Origin of the sequence: Ferrimonas sp. SCSIO 43195 (assembly GCF_023716685.1) — a bacterium.
Lineage (GTDB): Bacteria > Pseudomonadota > Gammaproteobacteria > Enterobacterales > Shewanellaceae > Ferrimonas > Ferrimonas kyonanensis.
This window is the reverse complement of the sequence record NZ_CP072679.1, coordinates 1,080,642-1,104,126: the sequence shown is the minus strand read 5'-3', so window position 1 is coordinate 1,104,126 and position 23,485 is coordinate 1,080,642. Positions and strand designations below refer to the sequence as shown.

Annotated in this window: 19 protein-coding genes and 8 tRNA genes; 5 read left to right on the top strand and 22 right to left on the bottom strand. The window is 56.0% G+C overall.

Translation table 11 applies throughout. The annotated features are described in order from the left end of the window. Positions 1-59: 59 nt before the first annotated feature. Together J8Z22_RS05305 and J8Z22_RS05300 are read left to right on the top strand one after the other, a co-directional pair. Positions 60-1,739 (top strand): hypothetical protein, encoded by a 1,680-nt coding sequence (locus J8Z22_RS05305; protein ID WP_252009266.1) that lies wholly within the window; start codon positions 60-62, stop codon positions 1,737-1,739. 153 nt (positions 1,740-1,892) lie between these two features. Continuing rightward, positions 1,893-2,591, top strand: coding sequence for a TetR/AcrR family transcriptional regulator (locus tag J8Z22_RS05300; RefSeq protein ID WP_252009264.1), 699 nt, complete (start codon positions 1,893-1,895; stop codon positions 2,589-2,591). Positions 2,592-2,648: 57 nt separating this feature from the next. Here J8Z22_RS05300 and J8Z22_RS05295 read toward each other — a convergent pair whose 3' ends face one another. Continuing rightward, positions 2,649-3,275, bottom strand: a complete 627-nt coding sequence (locus J8Z22_RS05295; protein ID WP_211227319.1) for a hypothetical protein — start codon at positions 3,273-3,275, stop codon at positions 2,649-2,651. 222 nt (positions 3,276-3,497) lie between these two features. On the opposite strand from J8Z22_RS05295, the gene J8Z22_RS05290 reads away from it, so the two are divergent. Continuing rightward, positions 3,498-4,115: a LysE family translocator gene (locus J8Z22_RS05290; protein ID WP_252009261.1), complete on the top strand. Its 618-nt coding sequence runs from the start codon at positions 3,498-3,500 to the stop codon at positions 4,113-4,115. A gap of 46 nt (positions 4,116-4,161) precedes the next feature. Here J8Z22_RS05290 and J8Z22_RS05285 read toward each other — a convergent pair whose 3' ends face one another. The 6 genes from J8Z22_RS05285 to J8Z22_RS05260 form a co-directional block, all read right to left on the bottom strand. Continuing rightward, entirely contained in the window at positions 4,162-4,578 is a 417-nt protein-coding gene (locus J8Z22_RS05285; RefSeq protein ID WP_252009258.1) for a hypothetical protein, read from the bottom strand. A 12-nt stretch (positions 4,579-4,590) separates the two neighbouring features. After that, positions 4,591-6,135 carry a glutamate--cysteine ligase gene (gene gshA / locus J8Z22_RS05280; protein ID WP_252009255.1) on the bottom strand — a complete coding sequence of 515 codons (1,545 nt, stop codon included), beginning with the start codon at positions 6,133-6,135 and terminating at the stop codon, positions 4,591-4,593. Positions 6,136-6,194: 59 nt separating this feature from the next. Continuing rightward, a complete protein-coding gene (locus J8Z22_RS05275) occupies positions 6,195-9,005 on the bottom strand; it encodes a pitrilysin family protein (protein ID WP_252010452.1) in 2,811 nt (936 codons plus the stop codon). A 74-nt stretch (positions 9,006-9,079) separates the two neighbouring features. Beyond that, on the bottom strand, positions 9,080-9,514 hold the full coding sequence (locus tag J8Z22_RS05270) for a YqaA family protein (RefSeq protein ID WP_028113838.1): 435 nt from the start codon (positions 9,512-9,514) through the stop codon (positions 9,080-9,082). A 12-nt stretch (positions 9,515-9,526) separates the two neighbouring features. Continuing rightward, the gene (gene nsrR, locus J8Z22_RS05265) at positions 9,527-9,916 is read right to left on the bottom strand and encodes a nitric oxide-sensing transcriptional repressor NsrR (RefSeq protein ID WP_245595610.1); all 390 of its coding nucleotides are present in this window, start codon (positions 9,914-9,916) and stop codon (positions 9,527-9,529) included. Positions 9,917-10,037: 121 nt separating this feature from the next. Then, positions 10,038-10,436: a hypothetical protein gene (locus tag J8Z22_RS05260; protein WP_028113840.1), complete on the bottom strand. Its 399-nt coding sequence runs from the start codon at positions 10,434-10,436 to the stop codon at positions 10,038-10,040. A 415-nt stretch (positions 10,437-10,851) separates the two neighbouring features. Here J8Z22_RS05260 and J8Z22_RS05255 point away from each other — a divergent pair, with 415 nt between their 5' ends. After that, a complete protein-coding gene (locus J8Z22_RS05255; protein WP_028113841.1) occupies positions 10,852-11,028 on the top strand; it encodes a hypothetical protein in 177 nt (58 codons plus the stop codon). Between the two features lie 256 nt (positions 11,029-11,284). Here J8Z22_RS05255 and J8Z22_RS05250 read toward each other — a convergent pair. The 13 genes from J8Z22_RS05250 to recA all read right to left on the bottom strand — a co-directional run bounded on the left by J8Z22_RS05250 (position 11,285) and on the right by recA (position 18,780). After that, positions 11,285-11,361, bottom strand: a tRNA-Arg gene (locus J8Z22_RS05250). A 4-nt stretch (positions 11,362-11,365) separates the two neighbouring features. Further along, positions 11,366-11,455: transfer RNA gene (locus J8Z22_RS05245), tRNA-Ser, on the bottom strand. Positions 11,456-11,911: 456 nt separating this feature from the next. Then, positions 11,912-11,988, bottom strand: a tRNA-Arg gene (locus J8Z22_RS05240). Between the two features lie 54 nt (positions 11,989-12,042). Continuing rightward, positions 12,043-12,119, bottom strand: a tRNA-Arg gene (locus tag J8Z22_RS05235). A 186-nt stretch (positions 12,120-12,305) separates the two neighbouring features. Further along, positions 12,306-12,382 (bottom strand) — tRNA-Arg (locus J8Z22_RS05230). Positions 12,383-12,401: 19 nt separating this feature from the next. Then, positions 12,402-12,478: transfer RNA gene (locus J8Z22_RS05225), tRNA-Arg, on the bottom strand. Between the two features lie 75 nt (positions 12,479-12,553). Further along, positions 12,554-12,630 (bottom strand) — tRNA-Arg (locus tag J8Z22_RS05220). Between the two features lie 4 nt (positions 12,631-12,634). Further along, a tRNA-Ser gene (locus J8Z22_RS05215) sits at positions 12,635-12,724 on the bottom strand. 271 nt (positions 12,725-12,995) lie between these two features. Beyond that, the gene (gene csrA / locus J8Z22_RS05210; RefSeq protein ID WP_028109924.1) at positions 12,996-13,190 is read right to left on the bottom strand and encodes a carbon storage regulator CsrA; all 195 of its coding nucleotides are present in this window, start codon (positions 13,188-13,190) and stop codon (positions 12,996-12,998) included. Between the two features lie 104 nt (positions 13,191-13,294). Further along, positions 13,295-14,512, bottom strand: a complete 1,218-nt coding sequence (locus tag J8Z22_RS05205; protein ID WP_028113842.1) for an aspartate kinase — start codon at positions 14,510-14,512, stop codon at positions 13,295-13,297. A 3-nt stretch (positions 14,513-14,515) separates the two neighbouring features. Continuing rightward, positions 14,516-17,137: an alanine--tRNA ligase gene (gene alaS, locus J8Z22_RS05200; RefSeq protein WP_028113843.1), complete on the bottom strand. Its 2,622-nt coding sequence runs from the start codon at positions 17,135-17,137 to the stop codon at positions 14,516-14,518. 140 nt (positions 17,138-17,277) lie between these two features. Beyond that, on the bottom strand, positions 17,278-17,694 hold the full coding sequence (locus tag J8Z22_RS05195) for a regulatory protein RecX (RefSeq protein WP_252009252.1): 417 nt from the start codon (positions 17,692-17,694) through the stop codon (positions 17,278-17,280). Between the two features lie 39 nt (positions 17,695-17,733). After that, positions 17,734-18,780 carry a recombinase RecA gene (recA, locus tag J8Z22_RS05190; protein WP_035416040.1) on the bottom strand — a complete coding sequence of 349 codons (1,047 nt, stop codon included), beginning with the start codon at positions 18,778-18,780 and terminating at the stop codon, positions 17,734-17,736. Between the two features lie 196 nt (positions 18,781-18,976). Between recA and mutS the strand changes: the two genes are divergently transcribed. After that, positions 18,977-21,505: a DNA mismatch repair protein MutS gene (gene mutS / locus J8Z22_RS05185; protein ID WP_252010451.1), complete on the top strand. Its 2,529-nt coding sequence runs from the start codon at positions 18,977-18,979 to the stop codon at positions 21,503-21,505. Between the two features lie 58 nt (positions 21,506-21,563). Here the strand turns inward: mutS and rpoS are convergent, their stop codons facing one another. Both rpoS and J8Z22_RS05175 read right to left on the bottom strand, forming a co-directional pair. After that, a complete protein-coding gene (gene rpoS / locus J8Z22_RS05180) occupies positions 21,564-22,556 on the bottom strand; it encodes an RNA polymerase sigma factor RpoS (RefSeq protein ID WP_028113846.1) in 993 nt (330 codons plus the stop codon). Positions 22,557-22,637: 81 nt separating this feature from the next. Then, positions 22,638-23,462, bottom strand: coding sequence for a peptidoglycan DD-metalloendopeptidase family protein (locus J8Z22_RS05175; protein ID WP_084144504.1), 825 nt, complete (start codon positions 23,460-23,462; stop codon positions 22,638-22,640). Positions 23,463-23,485: the final 23 nt, after the last annotated feature.

Genomic DNA, 23,485 nt, shown 5'->3' with positions numbered 1-23,485 from the left:
CCCAGTCCGTCAACATCTACTTAGGTCGATGGTACCCCTGCTCCACCGAACACCCGGAAATGTGCATCGACGCCAGCAAAGCATTGCCACTGCAACAATACAGTGCCAACAAGCACAACAATGCTCTGACTCGAAATGACGCTCTCGATATCTTTACCGTCACAGCTGAGCAGTTACGCCAGTTTGCAGCACAGTCGGCGCAGGTTCCGGTTAGGGCCGACCTGTTTGCCAAAAACCAGTTCTCCATTCTGGACGTGATGCTGTACGTCAGCGCCAAGAGAGACGATTTTGAGTTAACCCTGGGAGAGTTCGACCCCAGCCTAGGCACCTACCCCTTCAGCGTTTCCTACGATTACGATCGCGACGGTGTTTTTGACGCAACCCTGGATGGCCAGGAGAACGTCAACAGCCCGGATTGGTACGCCGCATTCCTCTACAATGGCGGCGAGTTCAAACGCGCTACCGGTCTTCCCTCCCATGAGCCACTGTACGACCGCCTGGATGAGTTCCTGATACGTGACGGCCTGCACATTCGAATTCAACCTCAAGCCAAGCAGATGACCGAGCGACGCCAGCAAGTGCAAGCGGCAGAAGTGGCGCGACTCAAAGCCAACGGCGGCGTCCCGGTGCTACCCCAGTTGCGAGTCAACTTCGGTGATGGCCGCGGCTATGTCACTGTGGCCACCGATGTTGAAGTCAAACCCTTCAACCTGCGCCCGGATCTGTTCCAAACCGGCACCCTAACCATGGCCGATGCGCTGATGTCTGCAGTGGAACAGCACAGTGTCGACATTGAATTCACCTTCTGGCCCAGCATGTCCACCAAGGCCGATGTTGACTCTTACGCGGTATCGGTGATCGATGGTCAACGAGCCGGTGGCCTGGCTGGCTGGGCGTTCACCAGTGGCGAACTGGACAATGAATCTGACTTCTTTTACGGGCCGGAATGGCCCTTGGCCAGCATGCTGGTCGCCAATGACCAAGCCGGCGGCGGCCCCTTCTTTGGCAAATGCCCCTGGCTTACTAAGCAGAACGCCGGCAAGCACACTCTGGAGACGGCTCAAATCTGCATCGATAACTGGTTTGGAAAGTTTGGCGGCAACAACATCCACCGAATGACCGACACCGGCATCATGCGTTACCCGAAAGAGTCAATCTCGTTCAAATGGCACAATATCATGTACGACAAGTTCGAACCGGCTCACCGCAATCAAGTGAACGATGGCCGCTTTGAGGTGTTTGATATCAATCAAGCAGTTGCTCCCCTGAACAACCAGCATTTTGGTTGGGGCATCGCCGACTGCGGCCAGTGCCACAGTCTGGACAACACCCACCTCCAAGGTGACTCACCGGTTCTTGCGGATGTGGTCGAGCCCTACTATTGTGCCTCTTGCCACGGCAGTAACGGTGCCCCCAAAGGACACGGCGAAACCGCACGTTGCTTCTGGTGCCACTCCGAACAGGAAGCGATGGTGAATCACGGTGATGCCTCAAGGTGGAAACGGGTGGCCGAGATCTCCTGCTCCGGCACGACCACGGGAGGAACCAGCCTTGATGGCCTCAGTGGCTCCTGCGCTGACCACGTGGGCAAATACATGCCGGTGCATGATGCGGCAGACAATGACTCCGGCTACACGCTTATGGAACCCAACCAGCAAACCCGGGGCAACTCCGACTGGGCCACCAGTCAGACATTCCCAGACCCCTACTCCTGTGCCACGTGCCATCCATCCTCATAATTTGGACCTGGCTGGTCCCCTCATTGCCCGGCTTGATAATGCAATGAACGGGGCCAGCCCGTCGACTGGCCAAGCCTGTCTGTCCCCAGATTAAGACCGGGGTATAATTCGTTACCGGAGCCAAAGACTCATCCAATCGAGATCATCCGCCATATGAGTGAAGAAACACAGTCGCGCCGTAAAGATGAAATAGCAGCAGTCGCAGCTAAGTTAATAAAGCAACAGGGTCACTTAAAGTTCTCTCTGAACGAGCTGGGTAAGCTCTGCGGTGTTCCAGCCGGCACCCTCTATCGAAGCTTTAATTCCAAGAGCGATCTGTTGGTGTACCTCTTTACTCAGGTGGTACGAACCCAATCGGCGCTGTTGTCACACTTAAGCCAGTTGCCGATAAGTGCCAAAGAGAAAATGATCTGTTTTGCCTGCTTCCCCTATTACTATCGTAGCGTCAACCATGACTTGCTGGGCCTGACATTCAGTGGCGCCAACAACGTCTTGATGCGGGATGCCGATGAACAGCTGCAGACAGAGCTCCGCGCAGTTTTTGCGCTTATGTTCAGTCAACGCGGATCGTGGTTTCACTCCTTTCTCGAGCAAAACCTAATTGCTTCGCCACAGCCATTACTTCGCACAATCCAGAAGCGTCTGACACTGCTGTCACGGGGTGGCGCCATTATGGGAGGGCATGCCTACATCCCGGAAGACGAATACAACCTCAATGACATGATTGAATTTGCGGCAGAAATTTTGGCCCCTCTGGAGTGGGGGCCAGGACAGGAAAAGATGGAGCATCATCAGATTGTTGTGGCACTAAGAACCATCAGTGACGCCTATGGCGGCCATGAATCACTATAAGCAGGATCAAAAAAGCCGGTCAGCGTGGCTGACCGGCTTTTTGACTGGCCGCAGGGGTTAGCCAAAGAACAGCCGCCACAACCAGCTGCGATCAAGATCTTCTTTGCACTGGTTGTACTGGGCCGCGTACCGTTTTGAGCGACTTTCAACCTTGCGGGAGGTCTTCACCAGCCACTGTTTGCTCTTGTAGCTGCCGCGCTTATAGCCTCCCCAACCCTCGTGGTAATTCAGGTACTGACGGTAGGCGTCCCACTTGGAAACCCCGTTGATCTTATTGGATTTATAGATATACCAGCCCATGAAATCCATGGCGTCGTCAAAGTCACTGCGGCTGGACCAGTTGTTGCCGGTTTCCCGGGCATACTGGTCCCAGGTGACGGTTTTAGCCTGGGCGTAGCCGTAGGCACTGGACGCTCGACCGATGGGGATAAAGCCCAGGAACCACCTCATGGGCGGCTGCGCATTGTGCTTAAACGAGCTCTCCTGATACATCATGGCCATCGGCACATGCACCGGCACCCCCCACTTCTCGCGGGTATTTTTGGCCGCTTTGTACCAATCTCGATTTTCCGTAAAAATATTGCACAAATTTTCCGGATCCCGCGGCGGCGGCGTGGCACAGCCCACCAAGCCGGCCAGCACCAGACCGCTTAAGATAAGCCTTATTAATCTTATGTTTAGCATCATGAACCAGTAAAAAGCCCTGAAAGTACCGATTTTGCCCTCCCCGTCGGGGAAATGCCACCGAGGCAGCAACAAAATCCAAAGTTTTGATTTTCACCCGGGCTGTCAGCCAAAGCTGACAACCGGGATCGCATTTGTTGAAAGTGACGCCAACGCAACCCTTTACAGCGACCAGAAACGCTGCTTAAATGCGCCCCTTTCGTATTAACCCAGTAACAAAAGATGTCAACCGAGCTGTATCTGGTTTATCTGACGACGGTCATTGTGCTGTTGATCGCCCCCGGTCCCATGACCCTGCTGACCCTGTCGACCAGCGTCCGCTACGGGCACCGCAAAGCCCTAGCCACCGTATTGGGTTCCAACCTGGCCGGCCTGGTGCTGATGATTCTGTCTGCTACCGGCATCGGCGCACTGATCACCAGCAACGCCGCCCTGTATGAAGTGTTGCGCTACGCCGGCGCCGCTTACCTGCTCTGGCTGGGTTTCTCTGCCTGGCGCTCCCGCCCCAGCGAAACTCTGGAATCGAGCTTTACCTACCGCAATAGCTGCAGCTTCAGCCTGTTTAAACAAACCCTGTTGGTCGGCCTGGCCAACCCGAAAGGTCTGATCTTCTTTGCGGCGCTGTTTCCCCAGTTTCTCGATGCCAGCAAATCGATGCAGCCACAGCTGCTGATTCTGTGCTCCACCTTCACGGCGGTGGACTTCGTGATTCTGAACCTGGTGGCCTTTGGAGGCTGCCGTCTGGCGAACCGATTGTGCAGCACCACGGCGCAGCGCCGTTTCAACCGCCTGTGCGGCCTCACCTTCATCGGTCTGGGCAGCGTTATGGTGATTGCCTGAGTCCAGGCTCCAGGCAGCAAAAAGGCCGCTTAGCGGCCTTTTTTGATCAGGGCTCAAAATGGCACTGAGTCTGTTCCTGTTTCCACACCACCGGCTGCCAATACTCTGACGTCGAGTCCGGGCCCTCCTCCCTGGCCTCAAACCTGGCCCCGAGGTGGTATTCCACCCCGGCCTCAACCCTGAGGGTCAATTCTTTGAAGTGGCGATCTCGCAAACTAATGCCCAGGCGAGGGTCGTCAATCAGCTCCACCACCCTCAGAGTATGGGTTCCCGGGGTGAGACGGTAACTGGCTTTGGTCACCACATTGGCGTCATCGATGCGGGTCACCACCGCTCGAAACAGATTCTCGGTTTCCGAAGGCTGATGAAAGGTCGACAGCTTACCGCACAGCCCCTGCTGATCGTCATGACTGGCGCAGGCGGTCAAGATCAATGCCACGCTGCCTAGCAATACTGTGCGCATTCTGTCTCCCGTTCAGCCCTGGAAATAGTGTTTCAGATAGGCTTCGAAGGTACCGGTTTGCTGCTGTTCCAGCTGCCGCTGCCGCTGCAAGGACTGGCTTACCTCATCCTGCAGGCGCCCTTCCGACAAGGTGGCGTAGTCCCTGGCCAACAGATTGACGTTGTGTGCCTTAGCCAGCGCCATTGCCGGGTTATCCAGTTGACGATGCTCGGCCATCAGTCGCCCGGACAGAGTATGCTCGGGTTCGGCGATAGCCGGACGCCATAAGGTCAGGGCATCCTGGTACTGGGTATCCCCATTGAGGCCATCGATGACATCGGCAATCTTCGACCAGCGATCGAAACTCTGCTGCAACCACTGAGCCAGGCCAATCTGCTCGCCACAACCGGCCTCCAGCAGCAGTCCGGGCTTACGCCCCTCAATCACCACCGTCTCGAAATTGCGCTGAGTCTGCTCCTGGCAGGCATCGGTCCAGCACGGGCTGGGCAACAGCGCACAATCCAGCAGGAACAGGTCCAGCAACAGAATCTGATCGCGACCGATCCCCAGCGGCTCAAATGGGTTCACATCCAGCGTCCGCACTTCGATGTACTCTACCCCGGCGCGAGCCAGCGCATCGGAGGGGGTTTCGCCGCTATGGGTGGTGCGTTTCGGTCGAATGGCAGAATACAACTCGTTCTCGATCTGCAGGATGTTGGCATTCAGCTGCAGCAACTGCCCCTCCTGTTCGATGCCCAACTTGGCAAACTGAGCCGACGGCAGAGTAATGGCTCGCTTCAGATCGGCCACATATTGATCCACCGAGTTGTACCGAATCTGCAGATTGGCTTGCTCGCTGTTGGTGTAGCCCAGATCGCTCATGCGCAGTGAGGTGGCATAAGGCAAGGTCAGTAGCCCAGACGGCAAGGTGTCAAACTCAAAGGGCACGTCGCGCCCCTCAAGGAACGACGGGCACAGCGTCGGTGACGCCCCAAACAGGTAGGGCAAGACCCAGGCCTGGTGGCGGAAGTTGCGAATCAGGTGGAAATACCCGTCTGAAATCACCTCCTGGCTGTCGCTGCCCTTGAGCCCCTTCCACAGCGCTTTCGGCAGGGAAAAGTTAAAATGAACACCGGCAATGGACTGCATTTTGGCACCGTATCGGCGCTTGAGTCCTTCACGGTAGAGGGTTTTCATTCGACCGACATGGGAATCCCCATACTGGGCGATGGGCACGTCTTCGTGATGATCGATGAAGCAGGGCATGGACTGTGGCCACAGGTACTGACCATCAATACGTTCACTGACAAAGTGGTGAACGTCCCCCAGTTCGGCCAGCAGTTGATCAACGTTGTCATTCACCCCGGTGATCAACTCAAGCAAAGACTCCGAAAAATCGGTGGTGATCCACTTGTTGGTGAGTGCCGACCCCAGCACCTCTGGGTGCGGATCCCTGGCCAAGGCGCCCTGCGGAAGAATGCGCAACGCTTCACGCTCAATGCCCCGTTGCAGCTTCTGCAAAGCTTGTCGACCTTCCCCTTGGGCCAGGCGACTCAGATTCTGTTCAAATTCCGTCAAGGCAGATTCTCGCGTGCGTGGGAGGGCCAAGCCCTCCGTTAAATTAGAAAAAAACGATTTTACAGTGTCAGTGGCGTTACGTCATAGCCCAAAGCGGCCAATGGCGCCTCAATGGTGTTTTTATCACCAACCACCAGAATGATCATCCGACTCAGATCCAGCTCCGTTCGCGCCAGTTGGTTCAATTCATCCAGGCCGATGGTGTTGATCAGTGCCCCTTGCTGGGCGACGAAGTTCTCCGGCAGGTGATAGCGCTGCAGCTTACCCAGGAAGCGGGCTTTCTGACCGGGAGTTTCAAACTTGAGGGCATCCGACTGAGTCACCGAGGCCCGCATGAAATCGAGCTCCTGCTGAGTCATGCCGTTTTCGGCAAAACCGGTTAGTTCAGCGAGCAGCTCGTGCACCGACTCGGCAGTGACGTCGCTACGAACGCTGGCTCCGGCCACAAAACTGCCCAGCTCTGGTCCACCGCTGAAACTGCTGCGTGCACCATAGGTGTACCCCTTATCTTCACGCAGGTTGAGGTTGATGCGGCTGTTGAACGCGCCGCCGAGAGGGTAATTCATCAACCCGGCTTTGAAGTACTGGCCCAACGCATCGAACGCCAATCCGCGCCGACCGACCTTAATGACCGACTGAGCCGCGCCGGGTTTGTCCAGCAGATAGATGACTGGCCCCTTGGTCTTCGGCATCTGCGCCAGTTTGGGCCATTGGCTGGCCTGGCCCTGCCAGTCTGCCAACCAGTTCAGCTTGCTCATCAGCGCGCGCTGGTCCATATCGGAGACGGCGACCACACTGGCGTTGCCGCCGCGAAACTGCTGCTGATAGAAGTCTTTGACCTGCTCCAGAGTCAACGCGGATACCGTTTCCAGGGTGCCGCTCAGGGGTTTGCCCATCGGGTTGTCGGCGCCAAACAGCAGCTGGCTCCAGGCGGTGCTGGCCAGCCAGCCCGGATCATTGGCTTGGTGCTGCAAGCCTTGCAACTGCTGCACTTTAACCCGCTCGAAATCTTCCAACCGGAACGCCGGTTTAAACAGTCGTTCCTGCAGCAGAGCCAGGGTCGCGTCCAGGTTCTGGGTCAGGGCGCTGACGTTCACGTAGGTGCGATAGCCGGAGGCCGAGATGGAGATGGAGGAGCCCAACTTTTCCAGCTCTTGCGCCATCTGCTCGGTGGTCATGGCCTCGGTGGACTCGTCCATCATCGCCGCGGTCAACTGGGCCAGGCCGGCCTGGTTGGCCGGAGTCAGTCGCTGCCCCCCTTCCAGGGCGATAAGAATTTCGGTAGTGGGCGTTTCAAGGCTTTGGGTACCCACTACCTCGATGCCATTAGCGAAAGTCTGGGTCCACAAACCCGGCACTTTCAGCTGTGGCGCCGGACCGGCCGGCGGCACCAGGCTGCGATCAAAGGTATCGTTGATCTGTGCCGGCACCACTTTCTGGGCGTGTGCCAGGGTAGCTGGATCGATTAACGCTGGCGCGATGAAGGTGGGTTTGGCGGCGGCCAATTCCGTTTGCCCCGACGGCACCACACTCATGATCACCGCGTGCTGACCTTTGAGGTAGGTATTGAACACCCGCATCACGTCTTCGGCGCTGACATTGCGATAGCGCTCCAGATCCGACTGCAGCAGATCTGGCTCACCAAAGAAGGTCTGGTTATAGGCCAGCGAGGTCACCTTGCCGCGGACACTCTGCAAACCAAAAATCGTGCCGGCCTCATGACCGACCTGAGCTTTCAGCAGATCTTCTTCGGTCACTCCCCGCTGCTCAAATTCGGCGATGGACTGACGAATCACGGCTTCGATGTCCGCCAGTTTTGGCATCTTGGCCGGATTGGCCAGCGCATACAGGGTGAACTCGCAGGACAACTCTCGGCAGGGGTGGCTGACCCCGGCTTGTACCGCTAATCCCGCTTTCACCAGATTCTTATAGAAGATGGAGGTTTGACCGCCGCCGAGAATATCGGCCAGCAGATCCAGCGCCGGCTCGTCCTGATGGCGGGCATAGACGGTAGGGAAAGAAAGATAAATCAACGGAAGATGAACCTTATCCTCCAGCGTCAGGTAACGATCTTCGGAAAGCTGGGCGGGCGCCTTTGGCGCTTGCTCCACCGCCGGTCCCCGAGGGATGGGACCGAAGTACTTCACCACCCACTGCAACGCCTGTTGACGGTCGAAGTCGCCGCCAATGGTGAGGGTGGCATTGTTGGGACCGTACCAACGGGCAAAGAAGGCCCGCAGATCGTCGACACTGCCGTTATCCAACTCCTCCATCCAGCCAATGACCGGCCAGGAGTAAGGGTGCCCCTGAGGGTAGAGTGCCTGCTGCACCAACTCATTGAGACGACCATAGGGCTGACTATCGACCCGTTGACCGCGTTCGTTTTTTACCGTCGCTCGCTGTACTTCGAACGCCTGCTCGGTGACCGCCGGCAACAGGAACCCCATGCGATCGGCTTCCAGCCACAGCATCTTCTCCAACTGATTGGCCGGAACGGTTTCAAAGTAGTTGGTGCGATCGCTGTTGGTGGTGCCATTCAGGGTACCGCCGGACTCGGTCACCAACTGAAAGTGTTGTTCGTCGGCTACGTGTTCTGAGCCCTGAAACATCATGTGCTCGAAGAAGTGAGCGAAACCAGACTTGCCCAACTCTTCCCGAGCCGAACCGACGTGATAGGTCACATCCAGGTGCACCAAGGGATCGGAACGGTCCTGATGCAGCACTACGGTCAGGCCATTTTGCAGCTGGAACTTTTCGTAAGGAATTGTGATTTCGGCCTGCCGCGACAGGTTCGAGCCCAAATAGGTGACGCCTGACGGTACTGACGGCGGCGGTGTTTCGGATGCGCATCCGACCAACGCCAATGCCATGCACAGGGCTAACGGCTTAAATAGCTTCACTGAATTCCCTCCTGATACCGGCTGAGATGCGGATCGCAGCCAGCCTAGATGCTTGAAACTACCCCCAGTGTAGTTAGGGCAATCACCAAGTATCGAAAAAATTTACCTACGAATATCAGAAGACTACTAGATAACAGTGAAAACCGGAACCATCCCGCCAGTAAGGGGATTGCATCCCCTACCACTGGCAGCCAGGCCAGCAGCAGACTCCATACGCCGTATTGGCGTACCTTGGGAATCAACCATTGGTGTTTGTCGTCCAACAGCGAGGCTGGAGATTTTCGTCTGCTGGCGAGGTAACCGAGAAGGAAGCTGGTCAACGAGCCCAGAGTGTTGCCGATGGTCGCGACCAGAACAAAAGCCAACCAGGGTTCAGGGGTGTGTTGTACCCAGTAGGCCAGCAACAACTCGGAACCGCCGGGGGCCAGGGTCGCCGAGATAAAGGCGCTGGCAAACAGGCTCCAAAAGGCCGTTACCATTGAGGGGCCGAATTACTCGACCGTCTCGGAGGGGATCATCAGCGCCTTAAGCTCTGAATTGTTGGTCAACATGTCGGCCAGAGTGTAGTTATCCAGTGTCGACAAGAACGCCTGGGTGGCTTCTTCCAATACACTTTTCAGTCGGCAGGCCGGCAGGATTTTACAGTAGGGTTCGCCACAGTTGATAAGCTGCAACGGCTCCAGCGCACGAATCACCTGGCCAAGGCCAATCTCTTCCGGCTTCATCGCCAGACAGATGCCGCCTTTCTTTCCGCGGACGGTCCTGACAAAGCCTGCGTGTCCCAGCTTATTGATCACTTTAACCATGTGATTACGCGATACGCCGTAAGTCTCCGTCACCTTAGTGATGCTGGTCAGTTCCCCTTCAGGAAGGGTGGCCATGAAAAGCAGAGATCGAAACGCGAAATCGCTAAAACTGGTGAGTTGCAAGTTACCTCCAAAGCTCCCCGAAAGGGAGGTGAATCTGACATCAAAGCCTCAGAGTGAAGCCCGATGGCGAAGCCTAAAAGCGCTGTGCCTGTAAACAGCTGTAGCGGTCGATTCGAGTTTCCTGAACCGTTTCACCGTTGCTGCTTTGATACTGATGACGGTAAACCATGCCGAGATCCAATCGCTTACGGTAATAGCTGCTGCTGCAGAAGCTGTTGACCGTCTCCTGACTGTGATTTTCCACTACCGCGCCAAAGGCGCCAAGGCGGTGGCTGTCCAACTGGCGGTAATGCATGATCATCACGCCATCGTCATATTCGGCATTAATGAAGTTGGGGTTCTGGCTTTGACCGATGCCGCCATTGAGATCCCGCACCAGTTGCTGGCTCTCTTTATCGAGCCAATCGGGCACGGTATCGAACCAGGCGTAGCCCGGAACAGCAAGCAGAGACAGCAGTAACAGTAAGCGCATAATTAAACCGGAAAATCCCCAACGGACTAATGCTACACCCGATTGGCTAAATAAAAAGCCATATCGGCGAATATTTACACACAACTAACACCAGGGACACAAAAAAACCACAAAGGATGATGGTCAATGTTCGTTCTGGTAATTAAATCACTTCAGCGTTCGGTGCTTCCCAAAAACTCGTCCGCACCGGAAAGCGCTAGTGTAATGATTCTACCGGTAATCGGCATCACTTTTTACTCTCATTGGGGCGAAACTGTCGTATTCATCATTCAGGCCGGCTTGTGACGATGGCTGAAGACGCCAGCGCGGCCTGCCGCAGTCCCGACGGAGTTCGTTGTTGATTGCGTTATAATTAAACTATTGGTATCAATAAATAATCAGCTTTACCGCCAGACACTGTCCAGAGGAGCTTTGGATGATCGGACGACTGTTTCTGCTACCCATCGTACTGTCGCTGCTGTGGTGCCTGTTCCTGACCGTGAACGGGTACAGCTTGAAGCAGGGGAAAAAAGGCTTTTACGGGATTTTCGTGTTTTGCGGGCTGGTGATGGCGTTCTTCACCCTGATGATCTGGGTGACAAACCCTTACTAAGGTATTGGATGGGTTGAGGCGTCGAAAACAAGCAGCACTTTTTCCGCCTGAGCAACAATCCTGACAAGCGCGCATAAAAAAACCCGAGCATCAGCTCGGGCTTCTTTATTAAGATGGCGCGCTCGGATGGGTTGAGACGGAGGAAGAAAGCAACGCTTTCGCCGACTCAACGCCGAAGGGCTGTGCCCGCAGGCCGGCAATCCTGACAAGTGCGCATAAAAAAACCCGAGCATCAGCTCGGGCTTCTTTATTAAGATGGCGCGCTCGGAAGGATTCGAACCTTCGACCGCCTGGTTCGTAGCCAGGTACTCTATCCAGCTGAGCTACGAGCGCGCAATGGCGGTGAGGGAGGGATTCGAACCCTCGATACCGATCAAGGTATACGCCCTTAGCAGGGGCGCGCCTTCAGCCACTCGGCCACCTCACCATTTTGACTTATTTCACTGGGCTTAAGTCGGCCCTTTGTGTCGGCACGTTGGCTAACACAGGTGGCTATCATACGGTTTAACGGGGAGAAGTCAAACCCCAAAAACCAAACAAATTCACCCGCTTGAACTGATTGCTTAACATTCCATCCATTTGCCCCTAAAACGGCCGAATCCCCGCCTACTTGAGCACAGCAATTTGCCGTGCCGAGGGTCTGGCCTGGCTGCCCCAATCACGAAAAACAGTTGCAAAGGCAAAATCAGGAACCCGGAGGCCAAAACAGGAGCAAAGGCAAAAAGACAGAGACAGAGACTGAGACAGGGGGGCGTCGTCACTACAGGTGCAGACCCGTAGACCCATAGACCCATAGACCCATAGACCCGAAGGCAAGTAGGCACGAATCCTGATTAGCGCGCATAAAAAAACCCGAGCGTCAGCTCGGGCTTCTTAATTAAGATGGCGCGCTCGGAAGGATTCGAACCTTCGACCGCCTGGTTCGTAGCCAGGTACTCTATCCAGCTGAGCTACGAGCGCGCAGAAATCACATTGTAGTCAATTTCGTGAAATACGAAGCAACTTTATAAAATATGGCGCGTCCGGGAGGATTCGAACCTCCGACCGCCTGGTTCGTAGCCAGGTACTCTATCCAGCTGAGCTACGGACGCACATATTTGGCTTTGACCTGAGGTTAACCTCAGTATCGAAACAATGGCGCGCTCGACAGGGTTGAGGCGGAGGAAGAAAGCAACGCTTTCGCCGACTCAACGCCGAAGGGCTTGCCCGCAGGCCGGAAATCCGACCAACAGCGCCCTTGCGCTTAAGGGCCTGAGCTTGCTCAAGCATCATCAATATGGCGCGCTCGGAAGGATTCGAACCTTCGACCGCCTGGTTCGTAGCCAGGTACTCTATCCAGCTGAGCTACGAGCGCGCAAATCGGTAGTGAAGAATGGCGCGTCCGGGAGGATTCGAACCTCCGACCGCCTGGTTCGTAGCCAGGTACTCTATCCAGCTGAGCTACGGACGCACATTATTCATCAAATTGTCTTCCCTACTGAGGGAAAATAAAAGCCGCGCAAAGCAATGCGCGGCTTTCAATGTATGGCGCGCTCGGAAGGATTCGAACCTTCGACCGCCTGGTTCGTAGCCAGGTACTCTATCCAGCTGAGCTACGAGCGCGCAATGGCGGTGAGGGAGGGATTCGAACCCTCGATACCGATCAAGGTATACGCCCTTAGCAGGGGCGCGCCTTCAGCCACTCGGCCACCTCACCATTTCGACTTGGTTTATTCGGGGTAAGTCGCCCCTAGCCACCGTTCGCCGAGTCATCCTCAGCTGCGGTGCGGGGCGTATATTACGTTGTCGCAGAAATATGTCAAACGCTTTTTCCTGCGCCACAAGTCAATTGCAGCGTTTTTGGCCAAGCCGAGCTCATTTAAGGCGGTAACGGCCAAAAACTCAACTATTGAACGCTAAAAACAGTGACCAAGCCGGGGAATAACCCTGCGGGCATAAAAAAACCGACGCAGTTGCGTCGGTTCTTTTTAGAAGTTTCCACCCTGCGGAGTGCCGTCTTTTTCGGCTTGAATCCGCATGTAGATCTCTTCGCGATGAACGGAAACCTCTTTGGGGGCATTTACACCAATACGTACCTGGTTGCCTTTTACTCCCAAAACGGTAACGGTAACTTCGTCACCAATCATCAAGGTTTCGCCTACGCGGCGAGTCAAAATCAGCATTCTTTCGCTCCTCTCTCTTCAAGTCCACCGCTCCTAGCGACGGAATCTTGCAGCGCTATTATAAAGTTAGCCTAGATTAATTCTACCCACATCGGCAGATATTCTCAGTCTTCGCCCAATCCAAATGAACTGTGAAGGCTTCGGACCGCAAGCTCAAGATACTTCTCATCGATGGCAACGGAGATTTTTATCTCTGATGTGGCTATCAAATGAATCTTAATCCCTTCCCGCCCCAAGACCTCAAACATCTGCTTAGCAATACCGGTGTGGTACTGCATGGATGCTCCGACAACGGACACCTTGCAGATGTCTTGGGTTTCTATCAGCTGGTCAACTCCCAGCTCTGGCATCAACGGTTCGATCAGTGATTTTGCCAGAGTAAAGTCATCCCGGTGAACCGTAAAGGTTAAATCAACCGAATCATTCGCCGCTGACGACTGAACGATCATGTCGACCTCTACTTTTGCCTCCGCCAATGGTGAAAAGACGGTGGCGGCAATCCCCGGCTGGTCCTTTAACCCAGTCAGAGTAATGCTGGCTTCCTCGCGGCTAAACGCAATGCCGGTTACACAGGCATCAGATTGGCAATGGCTGTCATAGTTGATCAGAGTGCCCTCTCCTTCCTTGAAACTCGACAACACCCGTAACGGGACCCGGTGACGGCCGGCAAACTCCACCGACCGTATCTGCAGCACCCTAGCGCCCATGCTGGACATCTCCAGCATCTCCTCAAAGGTGATGTGATCCATTTTACGAGCCTTAGGTTCTACCCTTGGATCAGTAGTATAGACCCCTTCGACGTCGGTGAATATCTGGCATTCATCGGCACCAATGGCTGCGGCGAGTGCCACCGCCGTGGTGTCTGAGCCCCCCCGGCCTAATGTGGTCACTTCCCGGTGGGGACTGACCCCCTGAAAACCGGCCACAATGGCAACCTGTCCCAGGGCCAGGCATTCACTCAGCCGCTGCTTGCAGACGTGGGTGATCTCCGCCTTGCCGTGATGGCCATCGGTATCAATCCCTACCTGCGACGCCAGCAGCGATAATGCAGCGATTCCCCGCTTCTGCAACGCCATTGCCATCAAGGCGATGGAGATCTGCTCGCCAGTGCTCACCAACATATCCAACTCGCGCTCACTGGGCTTGGCGGATACTTGGGAGGCAAGCTCCAGCAGGCGGTTGGTTTCACCGGCCATCGCCGATAACACCACCACCACTTGATGCCCTTCCCTTACGGAGCGGGCGATGCCATCGGCGACCGCCTCAATGCGATCCAGGGATCCCACCGAGGTGCCGCCAAACTTCTGGACAAATAAAGCCACGACTTACAGCCGCTGAGCCAACCAGTCATTGACGGTCGCCAATGCCGATGGCACGGCGGCGACGTCGGTACCGCCGGCTTGGGCCATATCAGGACGACCGCCGCCTTTACCACCGACCTGTTGGGCCACCATGTTCACCAATTCACCGGCTTTGACTTTGCCGGTCAAATCTTTGGTCACACCGGCGATCAAGCTAACCTTGTCCGCTTTCGAGACGGCCAATACCACGATGCCTGAACCCAACTTGTTCTTCAACTGGTCCAGGGTGTCACGCAGCGACTTAGGGTCGGCCCCTTCCAGGTTCGCCACAATCACCTTAACGCCGCCAATCTCGATGGCCTGATCCGCCAGTGATGCACCGGCATGAGCTGTCAGCTTGGCGTTCAGGCGCTCTACTTCTTTCTCCAACCAGCGGCCTCGCTCAACCATGGTGCGAATGCGGTCTGCCAAATTATGGGAGTCGCTTTTCACCATAGATGCCAGGTTATCGAACTGCTCGCCCAGCTGGTGCATGGCCTCGATGGCGTACTGGCCGGTAATCGCCTCGATGCGACGCACACCGGCGGCAATGCCACCTTCGGAAACAATCTTAAAGAAACCGATGTCGCCAGTGCGGTTGACGTGGGTTCCGCCACACAGTTCGGTGGAGAACTCACCCATGCCGACCACCCGCACTTCATCATCGTACTTTTCACCAAACAGCGCCATGGCGCCGGCTTGCTTGGCATCGTCAATGTTCATCAGTCGGGTCGAGACATCGTGGTTGGCGCGAATCTGATCGTTCACCAATTTCTCGATGGTGCGCAATGTCTTGATGTTCAGCCCTTCGAAGTGACTGAAATCGAAACGCAGGCTGTCGGCGGCTACCAATGAGCCTTTCTGGGTAACGTGCTCACCCAGCACCTTGCGCAATGCAGCGTGCAGCAGGTGGGTCGCCGTGTGGTTCAGCTTAATGGCCTGACGACGGTTCTCATCGATGGCGGCAGTCAACTCCTCACCAACGTGAATCTCACCACCGGAGACGTAGCCCACGTGCAGGATGGCGTTGCCAGCCTTACGGGTATCGGTAACACTGAAGGCACCGTCGGCCATCAGCAGTTCACCACGGTCGCCGCTCTGACCGCCGCTTTCGGCGTAGAATGGCGTGGTGTCCAGGATCACCTGTCCCTCTTGACCTTCCAGCAGTTGCGATACCGACTCGCCCTCTTTGTAGATGGCAATTACCTTGGCGGCCTGTTCGGTCAGCTCATAGCCACTGAACTCGGATTCGGCATCGATGCGCAGGACTTCGTTGTAATCCACACCGAACTTGCTGGCTTGCTGAGCACGCTTACGCTGCGCGGCCATGGCGTCATCAAAGCCCTGCTGGTCAATCTTGACTTCGCGTTCGCGAGCGATGTCAGCGGTCAGATCAGCCGGGAAGCCGTAAGTGTCATAGAGTTCAAATACCTTGGCACCTGGAATGGTGTCACCATCGAGATCCGTCAGTACCTCTTCCAACAGTGCCAGACCACGATCAACCGTGCGCAGGAACTGTTCCTCTTCGGTCTTCAGTACCTTGGTGATCACCGGCATCTGGGTGTTCAGCTCGTTGTAGGCCGCGCCCATCAACTCAGCCAGTTTCGGTGCCAGACGGTGGAAGAAAGGAGCCCTGGCCCCCAACTTGTGGCCATGACGGACGGCGCGGCGGATAATGCGGCGAAGTACATAACCACGACCTTCGTTGGAGGGCATAACGCCATCGGCCAGCAGGAACGCACAGGAGCGGATGTGGTCGGCGATCACCCGCAGTGAGTTGTTTTCCAGATCCGATACGTTCAGCAGTTGCGCCGATTGCTTAATCAGGCTCTGAAACAGATCGATTTCGTAGTTGGAATGCACGCCTTGCATGATGGCGGCGATGCGCTCAAGCCCCATGCCGGTATCCACCGACGGCTTGGGCAGCGGATTCATGGTTCCGTCGGCCTGACGGTTGTACTGCATGAATACGATGTTCCAGATTTCAATGAAGCGGTCGCCGTCCTCTTCTGGCGTGCCGGGACGGCCGCCCCAGATGTGGTCGCCGTGGTCGTAGAAGATCTCGGTGCAAGGACCACAAGGTCCGGTATCACCCATCTGCCAGAAGTTGTCGGAGGCGTAAGGTGCGCCTTTGTTGTCACCGATGCGGATGATGTTGTCTGCCGCAACGCCGATCTGATTCAGCCAGATGTCGTAGGCCTCATCGTCGGACTCGTAGATGGTGACGCACAGCTTCTCTTTTGGCAGCTTCAACTCTTCGGTCAAAAACTTCCAGGCAAAATGAATGGCATCCACTTTGAAATAATCGCCGAAGCTGAAGTTACCCAGCATTTCGAAGAAGGTGTGGTGACGGGCGGTGTACCCCACATTTTCCAGGTCGTTATGCTTACCACCGGCGCGCACACAGCGCTGCGAGGTTGTGGCTCGGGTGTAGTTGCGCTGCTCGGCGCCCAGGAACACATCTTTGAACTGGTTCATACCGGCATTGGTAAACAGCAATGTCGGATCGTTATGGGGAACCAGGGAGCTGGACTCCAATACTTCGTGGTTCTGGGTGCGGAAATATTCCAGGAAAGCTTCCCGAATTTCAGCAGTGGTCATACGCATGCGGTCATCCTGAAAAAACTGATTGAGTGACGTTCGACAGCCACCTACCCACTGTGGGTGAGGCCGCTGCCCATACAAACGCTCAATTATATCCGCAAGGAAGGTCTGCAAACCAGTAAAGAAGGGGAAATTACGAAAAATTAGCCGTGCTGGCGCAATTCATCAAAGGCAAACTGAATCTGCTCCGATTCAAAACCTCGCCCCATCAAAAAACGATAGGCTTTCTGGCGGCTAGCGTACTGCTCGATGTCGTTGCGTTGATAACGACGCTCAGCCACAGAGAGGCAGGCTGCCCACCAGTCCAGCTCCTGTTGCTGCAGGGCGGTTTCGATCAGGGAAGAGGACACGCCTTTGGTTCTCAACTCCTGGCGCAGGCGGTTGGGGCCGACACCACGGTGAAAGCGACTGCGCACATAGCCCATGGCAAAACGGGTATCATCCAGGTAGCCCCAATCCTGAAGCTGCTCCATCAATGGTGCGTCTTCTGAAACAGAAAAGCCGCGTTGACGCAGCTTCTGCACCAACTCGGCTTTTGAGTGATCGCGGCGGCTGAGCAACCCCAGCGCCGCGTGTTTGGTCTCTTTGTCGCTCAGAGCTTACTCTCCTGCCGGAGCCTCGGCTTCGGCGCCTTCAAACTCATCTTTAGCGGGTTCGGCTTTGACCAGCAGCATGGCACGCAACTGAGTCTCGATCTCTTCGGCAATGGCCACGTTTTCCTTGAGGAAACGGATGCTGTTGGCCTTACCCTGACCGATTTTCTCGCCTTTATAGCTGTACCAGGCGCCGGACTTTTCGACCAATTTGTGCTTCACGCCCAGATCGATCAGCTCGCCCTCTTTGGAAGTGCCTTCACCGTACAGGATCTGGAACTCCGCCTGTTTAAACGGTGGAGCCACCTTGTTCTTCACGACCTTAACCCGGGTTTCGTTACCCACCACTTCGTCACCATCTTTAATGGCACCAGTGCGGCGAATATCCAGACGGACGGAAGAGTAGAATTTCAGGGCGTTACCACCGGTCGTGGTCTCGGGGCTGCCGAACATCACACCGATCTTCATCCGAATCTGGTTAATGAAGATGCACAGGGTGTTGGAGCGCTTAATGTTGGCCGTCAGCTTTCGCAGGGCCTGAGACATCAAACGGGCCTGAAGGCCGACGTGGGAGTCACCCATCTCGCCTTCGATCTCCGCCTTTGGTGTCAGGGCGGCAACGGAGTCGACAATCACAACATCGACGGCACCGGAGCGCACCAGCATGTCACAGATCTCCAGCGCCTGCTCGCCGGTGTCCGGCTGAGACACCAACAACTCTTTGACGTTAACACCCAGCTTCTCCGCATAGATAGGATCCAGCGCGTGCTCGGCGTCCACAAAGGCACAGGTCTTGCCCATTTTCTGCGCTTCGGCGACAACTTGCAGGGTCATGGTGGTTTTACCAGAAGACTCAGGACCGTAGATTTCTACAACCCGGCCGGCCGGCAAACCGCCGATGCCAAGCGCCACATCCAGACCCAGTGAACCGGTGGAGATGGACTCGATATCCAGGGTGGTGGCGTCACCGAGACGCATGATTGAGCCTTTGCCAAACTGCTTTTCAATCTGGCCCAGGGCGGCCGACAGGGCGCGCTGTTTGTTGTTGTCCATTGCAAGCTCCACTCTAAAATTCAATGGGTCGTTCTGTCATTTGTTGGGGTCAGTATACTGTATAGTCATACAGTATCAAGAGTTGTTTGCCATCTAGAGGCGAAATTCAATAACGGGTATCATAGCCGCTTCACTGAATTTGACTAGCAGGAACCTTGTGAGCACCCAGTCCGCGGCCCTTCAGCACCACACGCCCATGATGCAACAATACCTGACCCTCAAAGCTGAGCATCAGGACGTTATTCTGTTCTATCGTATGGGCGACTTTTATGAGCTCTTTTACGACGACGCCAAACGGACCGCGCAGCTGCTGGACATCACCCTGACTGCCCGAGGCAAAAGCGGCGGTGATCCTATCCCCATGGCGGGGGTTCCCTACCACGCGGTAGAGGGCTACCTGGCCAGGCTGGTGCAGATGGGCGAATCGGTTGCCATCTGTGAACAGGTGGGCGACCCCGCCACCAGTAAGGGGCCGGTAGAACGCAAGGTGGTGAGGATTGTCACCCCGGGCACCGTGACCGACGAAGCGCTGCTGACTGAACGACGCGATAACCTGGTGGCCGCGGTCTATGAACACCAGGGCCAGTATGGTTTTGCCACTCTTGACATGACCTCGGGCCGCTTCTTCCTCAATGAACTGGCGGACGACGATGCCCTACTGGCCGAACTGCAGCGAGTCAGCCCGGCAGAGCTGCTGTATTCCGAATCGTTTCCCGGCAAGGCGCTGCTGGAGTCCTGCCAGGGATTGCGGCGACGACCCGAGTGGGAGTTTGACCTGGCCACGGCCCGCAAGCAGCTCACCAGCCAGTTTGGCACCCGCGACCTGGCAGGCTTTGGCGTCGACAACGCCGCCAAAGGGTTGTGTGCGGCGGGTTGCCTGCTGCAGTACGTCAAGGACACTCAACGCACCGCCCTGCCTCATATCCGCAGCATCAGCCGTCAGCAAAACGGTGACTGCATCATTCTTGATGCCGCCACCCGCAAAAATCTGGAGCTGACTCACAACCTCAGCGGTGGCCACGACAACACCCTGGCGTCGGTACTGGATCGCACCGCCACCGCCATGGGCTCGCGACAGTTGCAACGCTGGGTGCATCAGCCACTGACGCAACGCAAGCAGCTGAACCTGAGGCTGGATGCGGTGGAGGAGCTGCTGGACAGCGGCCTGTTTGTGGAGCTGTCTGAACTGTTGAAGGCCATCGGTGACATCGAACGGGTACTGGCCCGGCTGGCGCTTCGCAGCGCCCGGCCACGGGATTTTGCCCGGCTTCGCAACGCCCTGACTCACTTGCCAGAACTCAAAGCAACCCTGGCGGACAGCCACAGTCCTCGCCTGGGACAATTGATCACCCAGTTGGGGGAGTTTCCCGACGAACTGGCTCTGCTGGAGCGAGCCATCATCGACAACCCGCCGGTCCTGATTCGGGACGGCGGCGTTATCGCCCCTGGCTACGATGCCGATCTGGATTACTGGCGGGATCTGTCACAGGGTGCCACCGACTACCTGGCCGAGCTGGAACAGCGGGAACGAGACAACACCGGTATCGCCACCCTGAAGGTGGGGTACAACAAGGTGCACGGCTACTACATTGAGGTCAGCCGGGCCCAGTCGGCGCTGGTCCCCGCCAGCTATGTGCGTCGGCAAACCCTGAAAAACACCGAACGCTTTATCGTGCCGGAGCTCAAGGAGCACGAGGACAAGGTGTTGACCAGTCAGGGCAAGGCGCTGGCACTGGAGAAGCAACTGTATGAGCAGTTGTTCGACCTGCTGCTGCCGAAACTGGCCGATCTGCAGGAGTTTGGCTTTGCCTGCGCCGAGCTGGATGTGCTGCAGAACTTCGCCGAACGCGCCCAGAGCCTGAACTACTGCCGCCCGCAGCTGACCGATGACGCCGGAATCCACATCGAAGGGGGGCGTCACCCGGTGGTGGAGCAGGTGATGAAGGATCCCTTTATCGCCAACCCGGTCGCGCTGGCTCCCAGCCGCCGCATGCTGATCCTGACAGGGCCCAACATGGGCGGTAAGTCCACCTACATGCGCCAGACCGCCCTGATCACCCTGATGGCCCACATTGGCAGCTTTGTGCCCGCCGATGGCGCCCGAATCGGCCCGGTGGATCGGATCTTTACCCGCATCGGCGCATCGGACGATTTGGCCTCCGGCCGCTCGACCTTCATGGTGGAGATGACCGAAACCGCCAACATTCTTAACAATGCCGGGCCCAACAGCCTGGTACTGATGGATGAGATTGGTCGCGGCACCTCCACCTACGATGGCCTGTCCCTGGCCTGGGCGGCGGCCGAGTACCTGACCAGCAAAAGCCAGTCGATGACGCTGTTTGCCACTCATTACTTCGAACTTACCCAACTGCCGGACGTGCAGCCCGGTGCCGTCAACGTACACCTGGACGCGGTGGAACACGGTGACACCATCGCCTTTATGCACGCGGTTCAGGATGGCCCAGCCAGTCGCAGCTATGGCCTGCAAGTGGCTGCCCTGGCGGGCGTGCCCAAAGGGGTGATTCGCCAGGCCAAACAGAAGTTGGCGCAGCTCGAGCAGCAGGAGCACCAGGGCGGTCATACGCCGCAGATGGCCCTGCCCATAACAGGAAGTGAGCCGGACTCCCATCCGGTGGTAGAGATGCTGGAACAGGTTGATCCTGACAGCCTCAGCCCCCGACAGGCTCAGGATCTGCTGTACCGGCTCAAGCAGGAGCTGAACTGAGACAAAAAAACGCGGTCATCTGACCGCGTTTTTTCAATGCACTTAAGGGCAATGCCAGTCACTGTCGAAACAGTGCCTCGCTTGAGAGACCCTGAGCTCCCAGCAGATCTTTGAGCCGGCGCAACGCTTCCACCTGAATCTGACGAACCCGCTCCCGGGTCAGGCCAATTTCACGGCCGACGTCTTCCAGGGTGGAAGGCTCGTAGCCCAGCAGCCCGAACCGACGTGCCAAGACCTCACGCTGCTTGGAATTCAGCTCATCCAGCCAGCGCACCACCGAGTCCTGAATGTCATCTTCCTGAACCCTGACCTCCGGGCTGGCCCCATCGTCGTCGGCGATGATGTCCAGCAGCGCCTTATCGGAGTCGCCACCGATGGGCGTATCCACCGAGCTGATCTTCTCATTCAGCTTAAGCATCTTACTGACGTCTTCCACCGGTCGATCGAGCTTGGCCGCAATCTCATCGGCGGTCGGCTCATGATCCAGGCTGTGGGCCAGTTCACGGGCAGTACGCAGATAGACGTTGAGCTCTTTCACCACATGGATAGGCAGGCGAATGGTCCTGGTCTGATTCATGATGGCCCGCTCAATGGTCTGGCGGATCCACCAGGTGGCGTAGGTTGAAAAACGGAACCCGCGTTCGGGATCAAATTTTTCAACGGCACGAATCAAGCCCAGATTGCCTTCTTCGATAAGATCGAGAAGTGCGAGCCCACGGTTGTTGTAGCGACGGGCAATTTTCACCACCAAACGAAGATTACTTTCAATCATTCGATTGCGGGATTTAGCACAATCACGCTGCGCACGGCGAGCGTAATAGACCTCCTCCTCTGCGGTTAGCAGGGGTGAAAACCCGATCTCGCTCAGGTACAACTGAGTTGCATCGAGGTTCTTTTGCAGATCATCCTGAACCAGTTGATCTACTGCGGATTCATTTGCCTTGCGGGTCTTATTCGATCCTTTCTGAGCCGATTCAGTCCCCAAAACCGCATCGTCTCGATCGATTGCCACCGCAGCGGCACTGCTGTATTGCTTGTTATTCCGACTCATTGGCCAGTCTCCCAATTTGTCCCAAACCACATTGATTAATTCACGGTAAAGCCTCCATATACCTTGACGTCCCTTCAAAAATTACCGCTTAGGGAGATACCGTTCCGGATCCACGGGCTTACCTTTGTAGCGAATCTCAAAGTGCAATTTCACTCTGTCGCTGTCGGTTTGTCCCATCTCTGCGATCCGTTGACCGGCTTTCACTCCCTGTTGTTCGCGTACTAAGATTTTCTTATTGTGGGCATACGCACTTAGATAATCATCACTGTGTTTAATAATTATTAACTTGCCATACCCTCGCAACGCACTTCCGGCATACACCACCTTGCCTTGTGCCGAAGCCACAACAGGCGTTCCTTCCTTAGAAACAATGTCTAACCCTTTTAGCCCTTGCCCGGAATCGGAGTAACGCGCAACCACCTTTCCGGAGGTTGGCCATCTCCACCCGGCCACTTTTTTGGGCAGTTGAGAGTTTAACGACCTGTTAATAAATTGTGAGCTTCTTGTTGAAGCATACTCTTGAGAATTTTTGGGATCAACCGATTTAGTGTTTTCTTTTTGTTTTTTCGAATTGGTAGTACCAGATGTGGATTGACGAGCATTCACAGTGGTTTTCACTGTTTTTGGTGGTTTGGAGGTGGGTCTTGCTGCTTTTTTGACCGGCTCTAAATCAAGCCACTGCCCAACGTGTATGGTGTAGGGCGATCCCAGTGAATTGTTCTTTGCCAATTGGCGGAAATCGGTTCCCGACGCCCAGGCGATGGAATAGAGGGTATCCCCGGGCTGCACCTTGTAGCGTTTTTGATTGACGCTGCCTTTGACGGTGTCCCGAAACGTCTTGCCTGTGTATAAAGTTTCCACAGGCGCCGGGTTGGACGCCTGAAAACTGCAGCCGGCAGAGATCATCACCAACACAACCAGACAAAGAC